The organism is Pedobacter sp. R20-19 (assembly GCF_000708265.2).
In the GTDB taxonomy this organism is placed as follows: Bacteria; Bacteroidota; Bacteroidia; order Sphingobacteriales; family Sphingobacteriaceae; genus Pedobacter.
Window position 1 is genome coordinate 104,209 of the sequence record NZ_JCKI01000007.1, and the last position, 17,313, is coordinate 121,521.

At 36.2% G+C, this 17,313-nt stretch carries 14 protein-coding genes; all 14 read right to left on the reverse strand.

Going from position 1 to position 17,313, the window contains the following annotated elements; genetic code table 11:
- Positions 1-237 precede the first annotated feature (237 nt).
- Positions 238-1,554 (reverse strand): DUF4302 domain-containing protein, encoded by a 1,317-nt coding sequence (locus AN34_RS15820; protein ID WP_197285543.1) that lies wholly within the window; start codon positions 1,552-1,554, stop codon positions 238-240.
- A 16-nt stretch (positions 1,555-1,570) separates the two neighbouring features.
- Positions 1,571-2,929, reverse strand: coding sequence for a putative zinc-binding metallopeptidase (locus tag AN34_RS15825; RefSeq protein WP_051666680.1), 1,359 nt, complete (start codon positions 2,927-2,929; stop codon positions 1,571-1,573).
- A 2-nt stretch (positions 2,930-2,931) separates the two neighbouring features.
- Positions 2,932-4,392: a RagB/SusD family nutrient uptake outer membrane protein gene (locus tag AN34_RS15830; RefSeq protein ID WP_029286932.1), complete on the reverse strand. Its 1,461-nt coding sequence runs from the start codon at positions 4,390-4,392 to the stop codon at positions 2,932-2,934.
- A 10-nt stretch (positions 4,393-4,402) separates the two neighbouring features.
- Positions 4,403-8,023 (reverse strand): SusC/RagA family TonB-linked outer membrane protein, encoded by a 3,621-nt coding sequence (locus AN34_RS15835; RefSeq protein WP_029286933.1) that lies wholly within the window; start codon positions 8,021-8,023, stop codon positions 4,403-4,405.
- A 343-nt stretch (positions 8,024-8,366) separates the two neighbouring features.
- Positions 8,367-9,545, reverse strand: a complete 1,179-nt coding sequence (locus AN34_RS15840) for a FecR family protein (protein WP_029286934.1) — start codon at positions 9,543-9,545, stop codon at positions 8,367-8,369.
- Between the two features lie 63 nt (positions 9,546-9,608).
- Positions 9,609-10,202, reverse strand: a complete 594-nt coding sequence (locus tag AN34_RS15845) for an RNA polymerase sigma factor (RefSeq protein ID WP_029286935.1) — start codon at positions 10,200-10,202, stop codon at positions 9,609-9,611.
- Positions 10,203-10,360: 158 nt separating this feature from the next.
- Positions 10,361-10,903: a DUF420 domain-containing protein gene (locus AN34_RS15850; RefSeq protein WP_029286936.1), complete on the reverse strand. Its 543-nt coding sequence runs from the start codon at positions 10,901-10,903 to the stop codon at positions 10,361-10,363.
- A gap of 72 nt (positions 10,904-10,975) precedes the next feature.
- Positions 10,976-11,671 (reverse strand): SCO family protein, encoded by a 696-nt coding sequence (locus tag AN34_RS15855; protein ID WP_029286937.1) that lies wholly within the window; start codon positions 11,669-11,671, stop codon positions 10,976-10,978.
- Complete coding sequence (locus AN34_RS15860) at positions 11,671-12,018, reverse strand: cytochrome C oxidase subunit IV family protein (RefSeq protein ID WP_029286938.1); 348 nt, start codon at positions 12,016-12,018, stop codon at positions 11,671-11,673. The genes AN34_RS15855 and AN34_RS15860 overlap by 1 nt, the downstream gene beginning before the upstream one ends.
- A gap of 24 nt (positions 12,019-12,042) precedes the next feature.
- Positions 12,043-12,750 (reverse strand): cytochrome c oxidase subunit 3, encoded by a 708-nt coding sequence (locus tag AN34_RS15865; RefSeq protein ID WP_029286939.1) that lies wholly within the window; start codon positions 12,748-12,750, stop codon positions 12,043-12,045.
- Positions 12,751-12,781: 31 nt separating this feature from the next.
- On the reverse strand, positions 12,782-13,348 hold the full coding sequence (locus AN34_RS15870) for a cytochrome c oxidase subunit 3 (RefSeq protein WP_082468439.1): 567 nt from the start codon (positions 13,346-13,348) through the stop codon (positions 12,782-12,784).
- A gap of 16 nt (positions 13,349-13,364) precedes the next feature.
- The gene (cyoE, locus tag AN34_RS15875; protein ID WP_029286941.1) at positions 13,365-14,273 is read right to left on the reverse strand and encodes a heme o synthase; all 909 of its coding nucleotides are present in this window, start codon (positions 14,271-14,273) and stop codon (positions 13,365-13,367) included.
- Between the two features lie 12 nt (positions 14,274-14,285).
- On the reverse strand, positions 14,286-15,344 hold the full coding sequence (locus AN34_RS15880) for a heme A synthase (protein WP_029286942.1): 1,059 nt from the start codon (positions 15,342-15,344) through the stop codon (positions 14,286-14,288).
- Between the two features lie 82 nt (positions 15,345-15,426).
- Positions 15,427-17,307: a cbb3-type cytochrome c oxidase subunit I gene (locus AN34_RS15885; protein ID WP_029286943.1), complete on the reverse strand. Its 1,881-nt coding sequence runs from the start codon at positions 17,305-17,307 to the stop codon at positions 15,427-15,429.
- Between the last annotated feature and the right edge of the window lie 6 nt (positions 17,308-17,313).

Sequence of the window (17,313 nt, forward strand, 5' to 3'; positions counted from 1 at the left end):
CAAAACAATCATCTCTCTGAACTTGGAAAACAAAATATTTATAATAAAAATGTGGAAAATTTTTACTTAAACCTTTGGTACAATGTATACATGAATACAATAATAAACACACAAAACTGTAGTAATTCTCCACAACTTGTAGAAATTTAGGCCACATTTAACGATTGGAGCAGGTTAAAAATTATGTCATAAAAAAACCCCCGCTGATGAGGCGAGGGTTGAAAGCATAAATTTAATTTACTGTAAAGAGCCGGAGAATGTAAAATTTGGATGTTCTACACTTTTAAACTGACCTAAGATCTCACCCGTTGTTGGATTTGTAAAATATGCCAGAGTGAAAGTATCTGCATTAATCCGTTGTGTAGTGAGTGGTGCCATTTGTGTTACAATTAAAGCAGCATTCCCTGTTGGTGCTGTTCCTGTAAATTTGTACACACCTGCTGTAGTTTTAGTAAAAGTATACGGAAAATCTGCAACAAACCTGTTTGCACCCTGATAAATATCAGCACTTAACAACATGGTGTTATTTATGGTATTAAAATTAAAGACCATTCGATCTAGTCTTAAATTATATCCTGATGTAAGTGTACCTGCTGCTGCGGCTGCTCTCCGGGTAACAAATTCTGTTCCCCATCCCGGGTAATTTGTACCGTTCGGAACGATAATTCCAGAATATTGGATACCTAAAAGTAAGTGTAAAGGATAAATTGAAGTTGTTGAAGAAACGATTTCCAGTCTTACTCCGCCTACTGTGGTAAAATATACCTGCTTAGCTGGATCCCAGGTGAATTCGCTAATGGCTTTATCTTTATATATTAAAGGTTCCTTAAATCTTATTCCGGTTAAGGTAAAAGCAAAGCCAGTTGAAGTTGTAGTTACGCCACCATTACCGTTATCCCAAATAAATGTAACCACCTTTTGGAAGTAATTGATAGAGGTTTGAACCTTTACAGCATCTACCAGCGTAAAATAGAGATTGCTGTTAGCATCAATATAATCTACAGATGTTAGGATAGCATTTAATAAACCCTTTTCATTATAAAGCTTTTTTTCTGCTGCTGTTGCCTTTACCAAAACCAACTTGCTTTTTAAAAGCTTACCTGAAAGCATAATCGAATCGCCAACTGCTTTATCAAATGTAAATTCAAAATCTGAAAAAAGACCCCAGCCAGCAGCACCTCCAAAAGTATTTGGATCAGGATCAGCCAGAATATGCATATAACTGTAGGTATCAAATGATAACGTTGGGTTTTGGAGTGCCTTGATTCGATAGGTACTTTCCATGCTTTCGCTGGCAGGATCAGAATCCAAATCAGCGTACATGCTTACCTTATTATCTTTTGTGAAAGTAAAATAAAAGGAATAGCCACCGCCACCTTCAGGATATAAAAATGCTTTCCAGCCGTTTGTACTCCCGGTTAATTCATCATTATACTTTGTTACGGCAGTAGAAACCCTTTCTTCAGGTCTTTCGCCATCAATCAATACCTCTTCCTTTTTACAACCCGTAAATAAGGCAAGAGAAAAAAGTGTATATATTAATATTTTTTTCATGTTGATTTCTCTTAAATTATTGTCCCATTGTTCCATAAAAATAGGAGTTAGCATTTGTGGTTTTATAAAATGCGCCTAATGAACCTAAGTATCCAATTTCGCCGGGTATAATTTGATTAATCCAGTTAGCCCTGAATGACCCTGTTGAAAAGTAACTATTCACACCTGCCATCCTAGCATTAATTACCCCCATGTTACCATATGTGGTTGAAGTCGGCTGAGTCGCCATTAAGGTAAATGTAGTTAAGCCTGTATTTGCATTTAGCGCTAAAGTATAATCGGCATCAGCCATATACGTTGTAGTTCCTGCAGCATTAGTAAATGTATACCTCAATGTCATTACATTATTTGCTTTAAAAGTCATTAAGAAATCTTTTAAGATAAATCCTCCAGCCTGCATTGATGCTTTGGCCGCGTTCCACAAACCTAAAAATTCAGCAGATTGATTTGGATCCGTGGTAGGATTCGAATATAGGCTAGTATAGCCTACTCCATAACCTGTTAACCTCGATAAAACAGGAGGAGACACCTTAAATAATGCCTTCTGAACTTCCTTCTGTAACTGATAGAAATCAATATTAAATGCAGTCTTAAAATAGTCTACCACATATTGTTCTTTTTTCTTCAGTTTAACCTGAGCATCTGCAGGTGTTGTGGCTACAATGGCATTATATTGTACCCTCCCCAACATCAACATATTGGATGACTGCTCGGCAAAATCTTCCAGTGGCGACACCCTGGCATATTGTGTAATAAAACCCAAAGAATATGCCTCTGAAAGTGGCCGTTGAGTCCAGTTTGCTTCATAACCACCACGAGATACGGTTTGATATTCCGGAGAAAAATCTACCGTTTGATTTAAAATATGTGTGTATTCATGTTGAATTACCTGGATCATCTGTTTCACAGAATTGATATTCGTTTTATCAAATGAATTAATTACATAAAGAACAATTTTACGCCCGCCTTCTGCTGTACCTAAAGTGATAGAACCATTGCTGTTATATTCTGCACTACCAGCTAAAACAAATTGTTTTGGTGAGATTTTTTTAATAAAATCTCCTCCACCAGCAACTTCATATGGTCTGATCCACACATCACGAACCATTTCCATTGCAGGAATTACCTGTTCTACAGCGGGAGGAGTGATATTCTTTCCTGAGGCCAATTCAAAACGGTCAAACCGATATTTGGTTTCAATATTATACGGATTCAAAAAGTTTTGATCTAACCAGATATCAGTAGAATTTTTATCTTTTATTATATTTTGGTCTATCGCATCCAGATTAGCATTTAGCTTAGATTCCTTTTTACAGGATGCGAGGATTGTAAACATGGCTAATGCAACCAATCCATATTTAAATGTTTTTTTCATAGTTATCTTGGATTTTGGTTAATACCAGAAAGTGTAACTTGTGTAGGGAGTTGAAATAATCTTCTTGGATCGTTAGCAGTAAGTTCCATAGTAGTAAATGAACCATTTACAGCGTAAACACGATGTGCTACGGGTATTTTGTATCTTAAAATGTCAAACCACCGCAAACCTTCCTGAGTAAATTCTTTTTTCTTAAAATCAAGGATAGTTGCAATTAATCCTTCTTTCGGATCAGTAATACCATAGTAAGCAGCAATTTTAGCCAATGTTACCGCATGGATAGTAGCACTATAATTTAAAATCCTGGTACTGGCATATGTATTTAAATCCTGTAATGCCAGTGTATTTTGTCCTGATGATGCATAAGCTTCTGCCCTATTTAATAACGTCTCATCTGCTGTAAGTACAGGAACTATCGTATATGGTTCTCCAATGGTGGCATTAGGGCTTGTTTTCACAAAATATTCCTTCCATTTTAGCATACTGTAGTGTGGTTGCCCATAATAAGCCGATTTATACGACCAACGGGCTCCAGTAACATTATTGGTAAAAACCTCATTATTAATCACCTGGCCATAACCAAAACGCGGAGTCAGGGTTCTAGCCCAAGAAGAGGCCGTTTCAATTAACAATAAAGTAGAAGGCTCCGAAGCTTGTGTAAAATACAGGTACATCTCATCAAGGGTATAAGTGTTATATCGAGTATTCCACGGCCTCAAAATGTTTGCAAATGAATTTCCCGGAGATACGGCACTTGCATACTGAATTACTTTATCGTAATCTTTTTTAAACAAAAAGAATCTGGCGGCAAATGCGTTACCTGCTGAAATATTAAAGTGATATTTGGGAATTTTATAGGCCGTATTCCTTAAAAGAGGCAACCCTTCTGTTAAGTCTTTTTCTATATTCGCATATACGGATGCAACAGTACCTCTGGAATATTGACCAACTACAACCTTCTCTGGTGAGGTTACATACGGAATTCCAGGAGAATCATTAGCGGTACCAGCTTCATACGTTTTGGAGAAAAGCGTAACCAACATAAAGTGAGCATAAGCCCGGGCAAGCAACGCTTCGCCTTTATACGGTAAATAAGCCGTTTGATCAGGTGCCTTACCAATGGCTTCTAGTGCGGCGTTAGCGGCTGCAATTGCAGTATAACAGGCATTCCAGTAATTAGTAGGCGTATCTTCGGTATAATTGTCGTTATCCCTCCAATAGTAAGGAAAAACAATTTCCCTATTTTCATCACCTATACCCGGACCTTTATCTTCTACATTATCTGATGATGTTTCCGTAAAAGCAATATAATTCCCTTCCGGATAAGCACTCGTTAATAATTCTGCTACTTTATCAACTGAATTTAATTGCGTTCTTTGATCTGGAGATTGCTCTAAAAACTTCTTACATCCCAGGTTTGAAAGAAGTGAAAGGGCAACAATAGATATAAATATTTTTTTCATGATTTTTTATTTAGAATCCTACTTTTAAAGACAATGTGAACTGACGCGGTATCGGCAATGCAACACCACCCGATCCGAAGAATTCTGGATCTTGCCCATTCAACTTTTTATCTGAGTAAATCAAGAATAAGTTGTTACCTACAGCACTTATCGAAGAATTGGTTAACCCAAGCTTCTTCGTATATTTTGATGGAATATTATAGCTTAGAATAACTTGTTTCATTCTTACAAAGCCCCCATCTGCCACACGTTCTGTAGAATAGTTATAATTATTATAGGCATAAATACTTCTAAAGTCAATTGCTTCAAGTGCATCCAAAATAGAAGGCACATTGGTTTTAAGTTCATCTCCTTGCATTTCCCAACGGCTTAAAAAAGCTTTAGGCATAGCATCCAAATCGGTATAGCTCGTTTTAAAAGCTGGAGAAAGGCGTACTTTATTTCCTGCAGCAAAAGTAACCAGTGTAGAAAGTGTAAAATCTTTATACTTAAATGTATTGGAGAAACCACCAGTATATTTCGGATCAATTGGTCCTTCATATTTTAAATACTTAACCACATTGCTCTGCAAATAAACATCGCCACTAACCACACCTTCATTATTCAGAAATTTTGGAGAACCGTTTAACGGATCTAGTCCCTTGAAATCGATAGAGAACAAACCGCGTTGGGCATATCCTTCTAAGGCACCCCCATCTGGCCCAATTAAGTCAAAAATTAATGGTTGGTTCTTGAGGTTTGTGATTTCATTTTTATTGTATCCAAAAATGAGTTGTGATGACCAGCTAAAGTTACCTGTTTTTAAAATACGAGCGCCAAGAGATGCTTCTATACCATGTGATTTCATATCAGCATAATTGGCTTGCTTTACTGCTTCGCCACCTATGCCGCCATTTCTAAATTCGCCAATTAAATCAAAACTCTTTCTTTGATAGGCATCTACAGTAAGCGTTAACCGATCACTAAACAAGCCTAAATCTAAGCCGAGATTTAACTCATTAAGTTTTTCAAATGTTAACTCAGAATTTTCCAGTCCATCGATATATAATTTGGTCTCCTTTTCCGGGATGTAAGGCCTGCGTGTGGCCATACTTCTCAATACAAGGCTAGAATTTTGTGCAGTACCCATACTTGCTACTAGACCATAAGTAGCGCGAAGTGTAGCCCGGTTAACGATCTTTTTAATCCGCTCAGATTGCATAAAATTTTCTGTATCAATATTCCATGCACCAGATACATTCCAGGTAGGCAACCATCTTGCCGTAGGTGATTCACCTAAAAGATTTGATCCATCGTAACGCCCTGTAGCGTTAATACTGTACTTGCCTTTATAGGAATATGCACCTCTTAATGAATAGTTTAAGTAACGTTCGTAACGATAGCCCATACTATAATAATTAAAACCACCCTCCACATTTGATTTTACAATATTAGGATCGATAAACGGAATACCGCCTTTTTCATATTGGTAACCATAACCATCAAATACTTTATTCTGACGGTTGATATACCTCATCTCCTGGGTAGCAAAAAAGTTAACCAGGTGGTCTACATTAAAAGTTTTGTCATACTCCAAACTGTTTCTAACATAATAATTTACGATATTATCATCATTGGTTTTATAGAAGCCTCCATATGGCAAAACACTAACCGGTAATGCATTCGGATCATCAGGATTGCGGTATAAAAATTTATTATTCGATCTAACTGTTGCATCATTTGGACTTATACCAGCACGGTAAGCCTCGGCCATATTGGAGTTTTCGGTAATTTTATGTTCCTGACTGGTTTTAGCATAACGGTAGGCACCATCAAATGAATATTTTAAATCTTTCGTGATTTTATATCTTACCCCACCCTGAACCTTAAAATCAATTAAATTAAGCTCTAAAGTATTGTTTTCAAGCTCATGTAAAATATTGAACGGCGCATAGTTCTGCGTAAAAAATTCTCGATTTCCATTTGCATCAAAGGCGGTTAGTGCACGACTGGTATTAAGTGAATAACTGAAGGGGTTAATATCAAAATCACGATCATATGTTCCATAAACCGGATTACCATTTCTACCCAATGTACCTGGGGCTTTTTGGTCACGGATTGATCCCTGGGTAATGAGTTCAATACTTAATCTGTCATTAATTTCAAAGTTTCCTCGAACATTGCCTGTAAAACGTTTCACATTATCGCCAACAGTCCAACCATTATCCTGCAAATAACTGGTTGATGCATAAATTTTTGATTTTTCAGTACCTGATGAAATCCCTATGGAATGTTCTTGCATGAAAGACTGTTTGAATAGGATATCAAACCAATCTGTATTGGCATCTGCATAACGTTGCAAATATTGTTTTTGACTAAGCGCATCATTTTTTAATCCATATGTTCCGGTTGCAGCATCGTATTTATACATTTCATTGTACATCTTAGTAAACACACCTCCATTTGCACTACGTGATGAACTAGAATGATTTAGCCAACCTTTATTTTGCATTTCCAGGTATACGTTCATCTGATCTGCAGAATTCAAAATATCAAAATTATCATATGAAGGTTTCATGTAGCTAGAGAAGTTACCTGTATAAGAAATAACAGGTTTTCCTTGCGTATTTCTACCCTTTTTAGTGGTAATGATCACCACACCATTCATTGCTCTTGCACCGTATTGGGCTGTAGCGGCTGCATCCTTTAAAATATTGAAACTTTCAATATCATCAGGGTTTAGCCCGGCTACAGAAGATCCAACCAAAGTTGAAGGATCACCAGTGGATAATTGCTCATTGGAAATGTTTACAACATCTTCAAGGATAATCCCATCTACTACCCATAATGGCTTATTATCTCCGGAAATGGAGGTTGCACCACGAACCCGGATTTTTGGCGCAGCGCCAAACGTACCTGATACGTTTTGTACAGAAACCCCAGCAACCCGCCCCTCCAGCATTCGGCTCACATCATTTATACCATCTCTTTTCACATCAGATGCCTTAAGCGAAGTGGCAGCACCTGTAAATAACTTTTTATTCAGGTCCTGATAACCAGTTGAAACTACATTTACTTCACTAAGTTGTTCAGCATCCTCTGTTAAAGTTACATTTACGATGGTTTTATTTCCAATTTCAATTTCTGTTGATTTATATCCAACATAGCTAAAAACGAGTATAGCTCCTTCTTTTACGGTGATGGTATAATCTCCTGATGAAGTAGTAGAAACCGCATTTGATACACCTTTTTCTCTAACACTTACGCCAGGAAGCGCATTGCCGCTTTTGTCTTTAACCTTACCCGTTATCTTTACAGCTACAAAATAATCAACTACTTTATCTAAGATTGATTTATCTTTTGGTTTAATTAAGATCGTTTTATCTTCAATAGAATAGCTTAAATCTCTGCCAGCAATGATCTTCGTCATCACTTCTGTTATGTTTGATTGATTAAAATTAGCATTAAACGTAGTGGTACTTTTAATCTTATTGGTTGATAATAAAACATCGTAACCAGATTGCTTTCTAATTTCTTTAATCATTCTTTCCAGCGTTACGTTTTTTTCATTCAACGTAATCAGTTGTCCAAACGAAGCTGCACTAACCTGCATCAGGGAGGCCAGTAATATGACCGTAATTAACTTCATCATCAATAGCAATTTAGGTATGTAGCGGCGATGCGTACATAAAATTCTTATATAAATTTTGTACATTTAATAGTCTGTTTTTTATCGATACACACTTATTGTTTAAGCGCATCATGTGGTATCGTGGTTTATTCAGGAAATAATTGATTTTTGATCGATTCCGGTTTACCGAAATAGCCAGACAGCAAAATTAAAGGGGTGTTGCAAGCACTCCTTTTTTATTTTGTTGGCTTCTGAATGTTAGTAGTGTTGTCGAAGTTTGTACATAGTTTTTTGGTTTAGGTTAAGGTTGATAGTTAGTAATATTTTTATAGATAAGGGTTAGTTACGTCCTCATCTTTATGCTTTAATCTTTGTAAACGATAAGCTTATTGCCTTGCATCTCAAAACGAACCTCACCGGTTTGTTCAAATTTGTGTAATACCTGAGAAATTTTATCAAATCTGCTTACTGTTCCGTAGTACATTACATCCTTTGCTTCTTCGTCTGCGTATTCCACTTTGATGTTGTACCACCTCGATATTTTACGGAGGATACTTTCCTGCTTCTCATTATTAAACATAAAATACCCTTTTTTCCAGGCAACAGATTCATCAGTATCTACCGTATTGATTTTAATTCCCTGAGCTGATAATACAGATTGTTCACCAGGCTTTAAAATTTCATATTCTGCTAAATTAGTGCGTGAGGAAATGCGAACACTACCTTCTAATAACGTTGTTCTGGTTGTGCGTTCATCTGCATAGCTATTAATATTAAAGTGGGTACCTAATACTTCTAATTTTTGCTTTTCTGTTTCTACAACAAATGGATGAGCGCTATCTTTAGCCACTTCAAAATATGCTTCCCCTTTTAATCTCACACTTCGTATAGAGGCTTTGCCCATATTTAATGGATATTCCAGTGAGGATGCTGCATTTAACCAGATATCACTGCCATCTGGCAAGTGTATTTGCCATTCGCCTCCGTTTGGTGTTGTAATGGTATTGGTTTCATTACCACCTGTAGACTGATCCTCATTCATCACATGGTAAACCAAATGACCATCAGCTGTTTTTGAAATGGAAAGGCCAGCTTCTTTAATCACATTTCCATTAGCCACATCACTTAGTGAGATTTTTTTCCCGTTAGCCAGGGTAAGTATTGCCTTGTTTCCACCTGGTGCAATATCAGTTGTAAAAACAGGTAACTTTTCTCGTATTTTATAAATGAATATGGAAGTTAAAGCCAGAATTAAGATAGCCGCTGCCGCCCATTTATAATAAAGGGAGATGGAGCTTTTTCGCTGATATTTTAAATGATCTACAGATACAATTTTCTGGAGAATTGAATCCCATTTATGATGATTAATCTGTATTTCATCATCATTGGTATCCAGTGAATCATGTGCCATGAGTAAATTCAAAATTTCTTCACTAACAGCGTCAGGATGATCTTCTATGAAGAGAAGTAATTCAGTCTTTTCAGCTTCCACCATTTGGCCAGACTGAAACTTATTTATCAGAAATAATACTCTTTCTTCCATAGATCTGATACTAAGAAGCACAAAAGACAAATCAGGACTATCGAAAAATTATTTTTTTTATTTTTAATGAATCCCCTTGATCAAATAAATCAAAAAAAGAGATATTCCATGTTTAACTAAGCTTTCCCGAACACTTCTTAAAGCAATAACAAGTGCATTTTTAACGGTACTGGCAGATAGATCTAAAATTTCGGCTATTTCAGGAATACTTTTACCTTCCACCCTACTTAATTCATAAATTTTTCGTCGTTGGTTTGGTAATTTAGAGACTGTTGCAGTAATAATACGATTTATTTCGTTGAGATGGATGACGTCAAGGGTCACATTTTCCTGATCGGCATGATGAATTTTTAAAAAGCCTATGGCTTTTTCTTCCTTAATTTTTTTTCTGAGAAAGCTTAAGCATTCATTTGATACATATTTATATAGATAGGCTTTTACATTATCAACGTGTTCAAGTTTATCTCGGTTTAGCCATATACGCAGAAAAGCATCTTGAATGACCTCTTCTGCAGCATGCTCCGATTTGGTAAATTTGAGCGCAAAAGACTGCAAAACAGAAAGATAATTAAAAAATAGAATAGAAAATGCCTTCTCGCTTCCTCCAACAATTGCCATAAGCAGTTCCCGCTCTTTTTCACTATCCTTAAAGGCCATATATCAATTGGTCATCATTCGTTTTCGTTAATTAAAATCACGAGGGATATCAAAAGAGATATATTTATTCATCCGTATCAGGATGTCATAAACATGTACCAATAATACATAATATTGGCTAATGTTTCACTAAAAATAAGCTAAAAATTAAAATCGTATCAATATTGATAATATGGAGAGATCATCAAATATACCACTACACCAGTAATGGCCACATAAAGCCATAAGGGAAAAGTGATCCTGGCAATTTTGCGGTGTCTGTCAAATCGTTCAGCTAGTGCCCTTACATAGGTAACCAATACCAAAGGAATAATGGCTATAGACAACAGAATATGTGTTAACAAAATAAAGAAATAAACATATTTGATGGCTCCATCCCCTCCAAACTTAGTGGAAGGCGTTGTCATATGGTAGGCAATATACATCACCAGAAACAATAAAGAACAACCGATGGCCGATTTCATCAGGTTTTGATGCAAAGTGATTTTACCATTTTTAATAGCCCAAACGGCTATCACCAATAACGCAGCGGTAATACCATTAATGGTGGCATAAATAGGTGGTAAAAAAGGAAGAGTTGGCGCATCTATACCTAAATCCTTTAGCTTAACCACAAATAAAAACGCAACAGCTACAGGTATAAAGATCGAAAGAATGATGATCCACTTGCTATACTTTTTTTCAATTGAACTATTTTCCATGAATATTTTAAATCTCTTTATTATTTGTTAATGTAATTAATCCCGATTTTACACTAGCGACTAAAGACTCCCCTACCTGCCGTCATTAACAGTCCTTAAATACTCTGCTATAAGTACCTTTATCTCATCTTCAAGCTTTGCGGTAGCATCCGGACTATCTGTTTCATATATCCCTCTAATGCGATGTTGAACATCAATTAATAAGATTTTATTTCCAAAAATGAAGTGTGGCTTATCTTTTCTATCATCTTCAATAACATCAAGTAATAAACCTCTTCTAATTAATGGATAAGTGACAGCCGTATCACCAGCCAGAAAATTCCATTGATTAGATTTTGCGTTTAAGCTAGCTGCATAACCTTTAATTTTGTTTTGATCAGATGGATCTACCGAAAGACTTACAAATCTAACTAGCGGCTTCTTTTCGTAACCTTCAGATAATTGTTTGATGTAGTTTGTAACACTGGTATTATTTGATTCCGTATAGAATAAGTTTAATACCACGATCTTATTTTTTAAAGATGCCCAGGAAACAGTATCACCCGATTGATTAACCAGTTTAAAATCCGGAATCTGATGATAAATAGTATCTGGTATTTTTTTTCCCTTTACAGTATGAAAAGTGGATGAAACAACTTTCTTTCCATATATAGGAAGACTTTTATACCTATTCTTTGCAAACTGTGGTAATAAGTAAAAAAACAAAAATCCCGGTACAGCTAGAATGCTTACCAGGATTAAAAGTTTTTTGATGGAGTTACCTTTCATTAATGACTCATCATGTGGAGATTTAAAAATCCTCCTTCAATTAACATTAAAACAATAAAGTACATAATGAAAATGAACGATACGGTTAGTGAAAGCTGTAAGCCTAATTTCTCATATTTTAAGTGCATAAAATAGGCTACAATATAAAATGCTTTGACTAATGTTAAGGCAATATAAACGAAGTTACCAATAGAATGAGACATGTAACCATTTGGCAAAACCCAAAGGGCAACAATAAACTCTATAACCGTGATTAATAAAAGAATTCCAAAAACCTGCCAGATTTTACCTTTAGATAAACCTGCATGCTCTTCGTGTCCTTCTGTATGTGCGTGATGTTCTGACATGATAATATTTTTAAAGATGATAGATTAAACCAAATAGAAGAATGTAAATACAAACACCCACACTAAATCAACAAAGTGCCAGTATAAACCAACTTTTTCAACCATTAAATAATGACCTCTTCTTTCAAAAGTACCATTGATCGTCATAATTAAAATGATAATGTTAATGACCACTCCACTAAATACGTGAAATCCGTGGAAACCTGTAATGGTAAAAAATAAGTTTGCAAACTGTTGTGCAGCAACTAAAGATACATCACCGGTAAATAAGTGCTTTAATTCTTCAGCACTTGGAATTTGACCCCACCAGAAACCTTCATGATGTAAGTGTGTCCATTCTAATGCCTGGCAACCTAAGAACATGAAACCACCAATGATGGTAGCAACCATCCACCAGATTACTTCTTTTTTAGCACGACGATGACCTGCTTCAACAGCTAAAACCATTGTTACAGAACTCATGATCAAGATGAAAGTCATGATACCCACAAACACTAATGGTGCACCAGTATCTTTAATACCTGGGATTGATTGGAAAACCAAATCAGGATCTGGCCATGTTAATTTAGAAAAGCGTTGTGCGCCGTAATAGATCAATAAAGAGGAGAAAGTAAAAGCATCTGATAATAGGAAAAACCACATCATGATTTTACCATATTCTACCGACCACGGAGAACGGCCACCATTCCATGGCCCGGTTTTAACTTGATCTAATTGTGATACTGAATTCATTTGGAAATAGTATAATAGTTTGTTAACAAATTTAACGGTTCAAAAGTAAAAAAACATACAGATATATCCATAATATATCTATAAAATGCCAGAAAATAGAAGCAATTTCCATTCTATAATTGCTTTTAGCAGGAGAAATATTTTTGTAGCTCCCTACTAACGCATTAATAATCAATCCAACACCACCAATAATGTGTAACAAGTGTAATCCTGAAACCACATAAATAAACGAAATTGCAGCATTATTACCCACTAAAGTAGCACCGGTTTTGACCATACTACTCCAGGCGCTAAACTGCATAACACCAAATGCTACCGCTAAAATAACCGTTAGCCAAAGCATATTTCGCTGAAGACTAAAGTTTAGCTTACGCATGGCTTTTGAGGCCAATACAAGTGTAATGCTACTGGCAATAATAACTAAACTGCTGTAGATAAAAGCATCAGGCAAAACTAAACCATGCCCCTTGCCTTTTGATGCAGCAAATACCAGATAATAACTGGTAAACCCACCAAACATAATCGTTGATGATACCACAAACAACCAGACAATAAATTTTCTGGGTTTGGGGTCAAATGTATCTTGGATCTTTTCCATTGTTAGAACCATAAAATTATTGGGCTATAAAATTTAATAATAAACCCAGCTGTACAGCTGGTATGTAAAAAAACGAACAAAACATCACCTTCTTAGCATCAGCAAGTTCCCTGTTCATTAATAATTTAAAGGCAAGCCAGCTAAATATTAAACCTGCAATTAATGATAAACCACCCACATAATAACCACCGAAACCATATAATGTTGGTAATAAGCTTACCGGAATTAAAATTAATGTGGTTAAAAATGTAAGCAATGCTGACGTTTTATCCCTTTTTTTAGTGGGTAGTAATCTAAAACCTGCTTTTTTATAATCATCATCCAATACCCAGGCAATCGCCCAAAAGTGTGGAAATTGCCATACAAATTGAATCAAAAATAAAATTCCGGCAATGTAATAGTCAATCTCATGAAACATTTCAGCTTTCAAACTTCCAAAAGCAGCCATATAACCGATCAGTGGTGGTAATGCACCAGGTATAGCCCCTACAAAAACAGCTATTGGTGATTTTCTCTTTAAAGGAGTGTAAGCAAAAGCATATAACAAAATTGAAAAGACAGAAAGTAAGCCCGTTTCTAGATTTAGTTTACCCAATAACCAGGTACCTAAAAATGCCATAAAAACACCTAAAATTAATCCTTGTCCGGTAGTCATTCTACCAGCCGGCATCGGACGGTCCTTTGTTCTGGACATTAACTTGTCAAGGTCTTTCTCTATAATTTCATTAAAGCAATTGGCTGCAGCAGTAACTAAAAAACCACCGACAATTAATATCAACCAGTTCCCCCAGTCTATAGATGGAATATGATTTCTCCCTACCTGCATTTTCTGTCCGATCAGAAAAGATATAGACGCAGAAAAAACGACCGTAAAAGACAGTCTGAATTTGATGAGCTTAGAAAAATCTGAAAAAACTTGTTTCAACTTCCTTAAATATTATTGCTTATAAGTACTTGTCCGGTAAACCAACAAGTAGAGATAAAACTGTAAACTAAATAATAACGTAGAAAACAAAATATGCACGGCCTGCGCTGCTGGCGGAAAGGCTAAATATGCTAATGCAAATCCACTTAATAATTGTATGAGAAGCGTAACTAAAATAAATCTGGCAGTTAATAAAGGTGCCGCCTTACCACTAAAACGATCTATCACCATCTTATATACAATCCCATTGCAAATGATTACCAAAATGGCTAAATCTCTGTGATAAGAAAATATAGCACCTAATTTTGAAATCCAGGTATCTCTTAAACCCGTGGCCAATGACTTAGCAACAACATCAACAGATTCCCTTACTTCTGTACCCAACACAATCTGAAGGATACTAATTAATACTGTAAACAACAAAAATCCTTTAAGCCAAAGTATCCGGTACATAATTACCGAAGGTGTTTTGTTTAGCTGTTTAGCATAGTTGTAAGTATAAATTGAAATCGCTAAAATAACCAATGCCAGTAACATGTGTACCGTAACGACCCACTGAGCCAGATTGGTAGAAACAACGATTGATCCTAGCCAAGCCTGATATCCAACAACAAAGATATTTAACAGACTCAATACGATAATGCGCTTTGCACTTTTTTTGTAAATAAAAGAATAAGCAAAAGTGAGTAGCAAAAAGAAACCCGCTAAAACTCCTACTAACCTGTTTACATATTCAACCCAGGTTTTGGTTGGATTAAACTCTTCAGGAATAGTGATGCTTTTATCATGTCTGATGCGATCAGCCAGTTCGGCTTTACCCATACTTTCCAGATACTTGGCAAACTTTTCATTCTTTTTTAACCTGCCTTCAACATATTTCTGTTTGTAATTTGCCGGAAGCTGTGAAATATCTGTAGGCGGAATATACCGATCAAAGCATTTCGGCCAATCAGGGCAACCCATACCAGACCCTGTACTTCTTACAATACCGCCGGCAAATATCACCATTAAAGTAACTATAACGGTAATAAAATTAATCCTGATAAATCGTTGTTCTGATCTGCTGATCATATACCTTTTTATGTGAAAAGGGTATCTGGATAAGCAGAAACTTAATCAGATACCCCTTTTAAATTGTATAGAAGACTATTAATTAGCCTTTGTTTTCTTCAACAGGGTTAGCTAATTCCCAATCCTGCTGTATTTTTTCTGCTTCTGCGTTTCCTTCAAAGTCATGAGGTAAATTAGAACTCATGGTTTGAGAGAAAGGAACCGTTTGTGGAATAAAGTCTTCATCATGACCAGGTTTGCTATAATCATATGGCCATCTGTAAACTGTTGGGATTTCTCCTGGCCAGTTTCCATGAATATGTTCTACCGGAGCAGTCCATTCTAATGTATTGGCTTCCCAAGGATTTTGAGGTGCTACCTTACCTTTAAATATAGAATAGAAAAAGTTGAATAAAAACGCAACTTGTGCCAATGCAGCCATAATAGCAGCCCAGGTAACAAACACGTTTACAGTTAACCATTTCTTCATAAATTCAAATTCAGTAAAGGCATAATAACGACGAGGTACACCATCCAAACCTAAAAAGTGAAGTGGGAAGAATACTAAGTAAGCTGCAATAAAGGTTAACCAGAAATGCAGGTATCCTAATTTCGCATTCATCATTTTACCAAACATTCTTGGAAACCAGTGATAAACACCCGCAAGCATACCAAATATAGCCGCAGAACCCATTACCAGGTGAAAGTGAGCTACTACAAAATAAGTATCGTGTAAGTTAATATCTAAAGATGCATTACCTAAGAAGATACCGGTTAAACCACCAGAGATAAAGAATGAAACTAAACCAATAGCAAATAACATTGCAGGTGTAAAACGAATATTACCACGCCATAAAGTAGCTAGATAATTAAAGGTTTTTACAGCTGATGGTACGGCAATAATCAAAGTAGTAATCATGAATACACCACCCAATAATGGATTCATCCCGGTTACAAACATGTGGTGACCCCATACAATAAATGAAAGTACAGTAATACCAATTAGTGAATAAACCATGGCATGGTAACCAAAAATTGGTTTACGTGAGTTAACCGAGATTACTTCTGATGAAATACCCAATGCTGGCATAATTACAATATATACCTCAGGGTGACCTAAGAACCAGAATAAGTGTTGCCATAAAATTGGAGAACCACCTTCATTTGGTAATATGGTTGTACCCATTACGATATCAGAAAGATAGAAACTGGTACCAAAACTACGATCAAATACCATCAATACCACACCTGCTACAAGAACGGGGAAAGATAAAATACCTAAAATAGCGGTTAAAAAGAAAGCCCAGATTGGTAATGGCATTTTCCACAAGTCCATTCCTTTAGTACGCATGTTTAAAATCGTACTTACATAGTTGATACCACCCATTAAAGAGGATGCCACAAAAAGTACCATACTGATTAACCATAAGGTCATCCCCATACCAGATCCAGGCATTGCCTTAGCAACAACAGAAAGCGGAGGATAAACCGTCCAGCCACCAGATGCAGGTCCTGTTTGAATAAAGAATGAAGACATCATGATCACACAAGCGGTGAAAAAGAACCAGTATGAAAGCATATTTAAGAATGGCGATGCCATATCTCTCGCTCCGATTTGAAGTGGAATTAATAAGTTACTAAATGTACCACTCAAACCCGCAGTTAATACGAAGAATACCATAATGGTACCATGAATCGTAACCAGCGCTAAATAAAAGTCTGGTTTAATACGTCCACCTTCAGCCCATTTACCTAAAAATGTTTCCAGGAAAGGGAAGTTTTGATCTGGCCATGCCAATTGAATACGGAATAATATTGATAAGCCCATCGCAATAACTGCCATGATAATACCCGTGATTAGGAATTGCTTAGCAATCATTTTGTGATCCATGCTGAAGATATACTTGGAAATCAAGGTTTCCTTGTGGTGTCCATGATCAGCGTGATCGTGATTGTGTTCGTCGTGTAATGCTATTGTTGACATAATTCT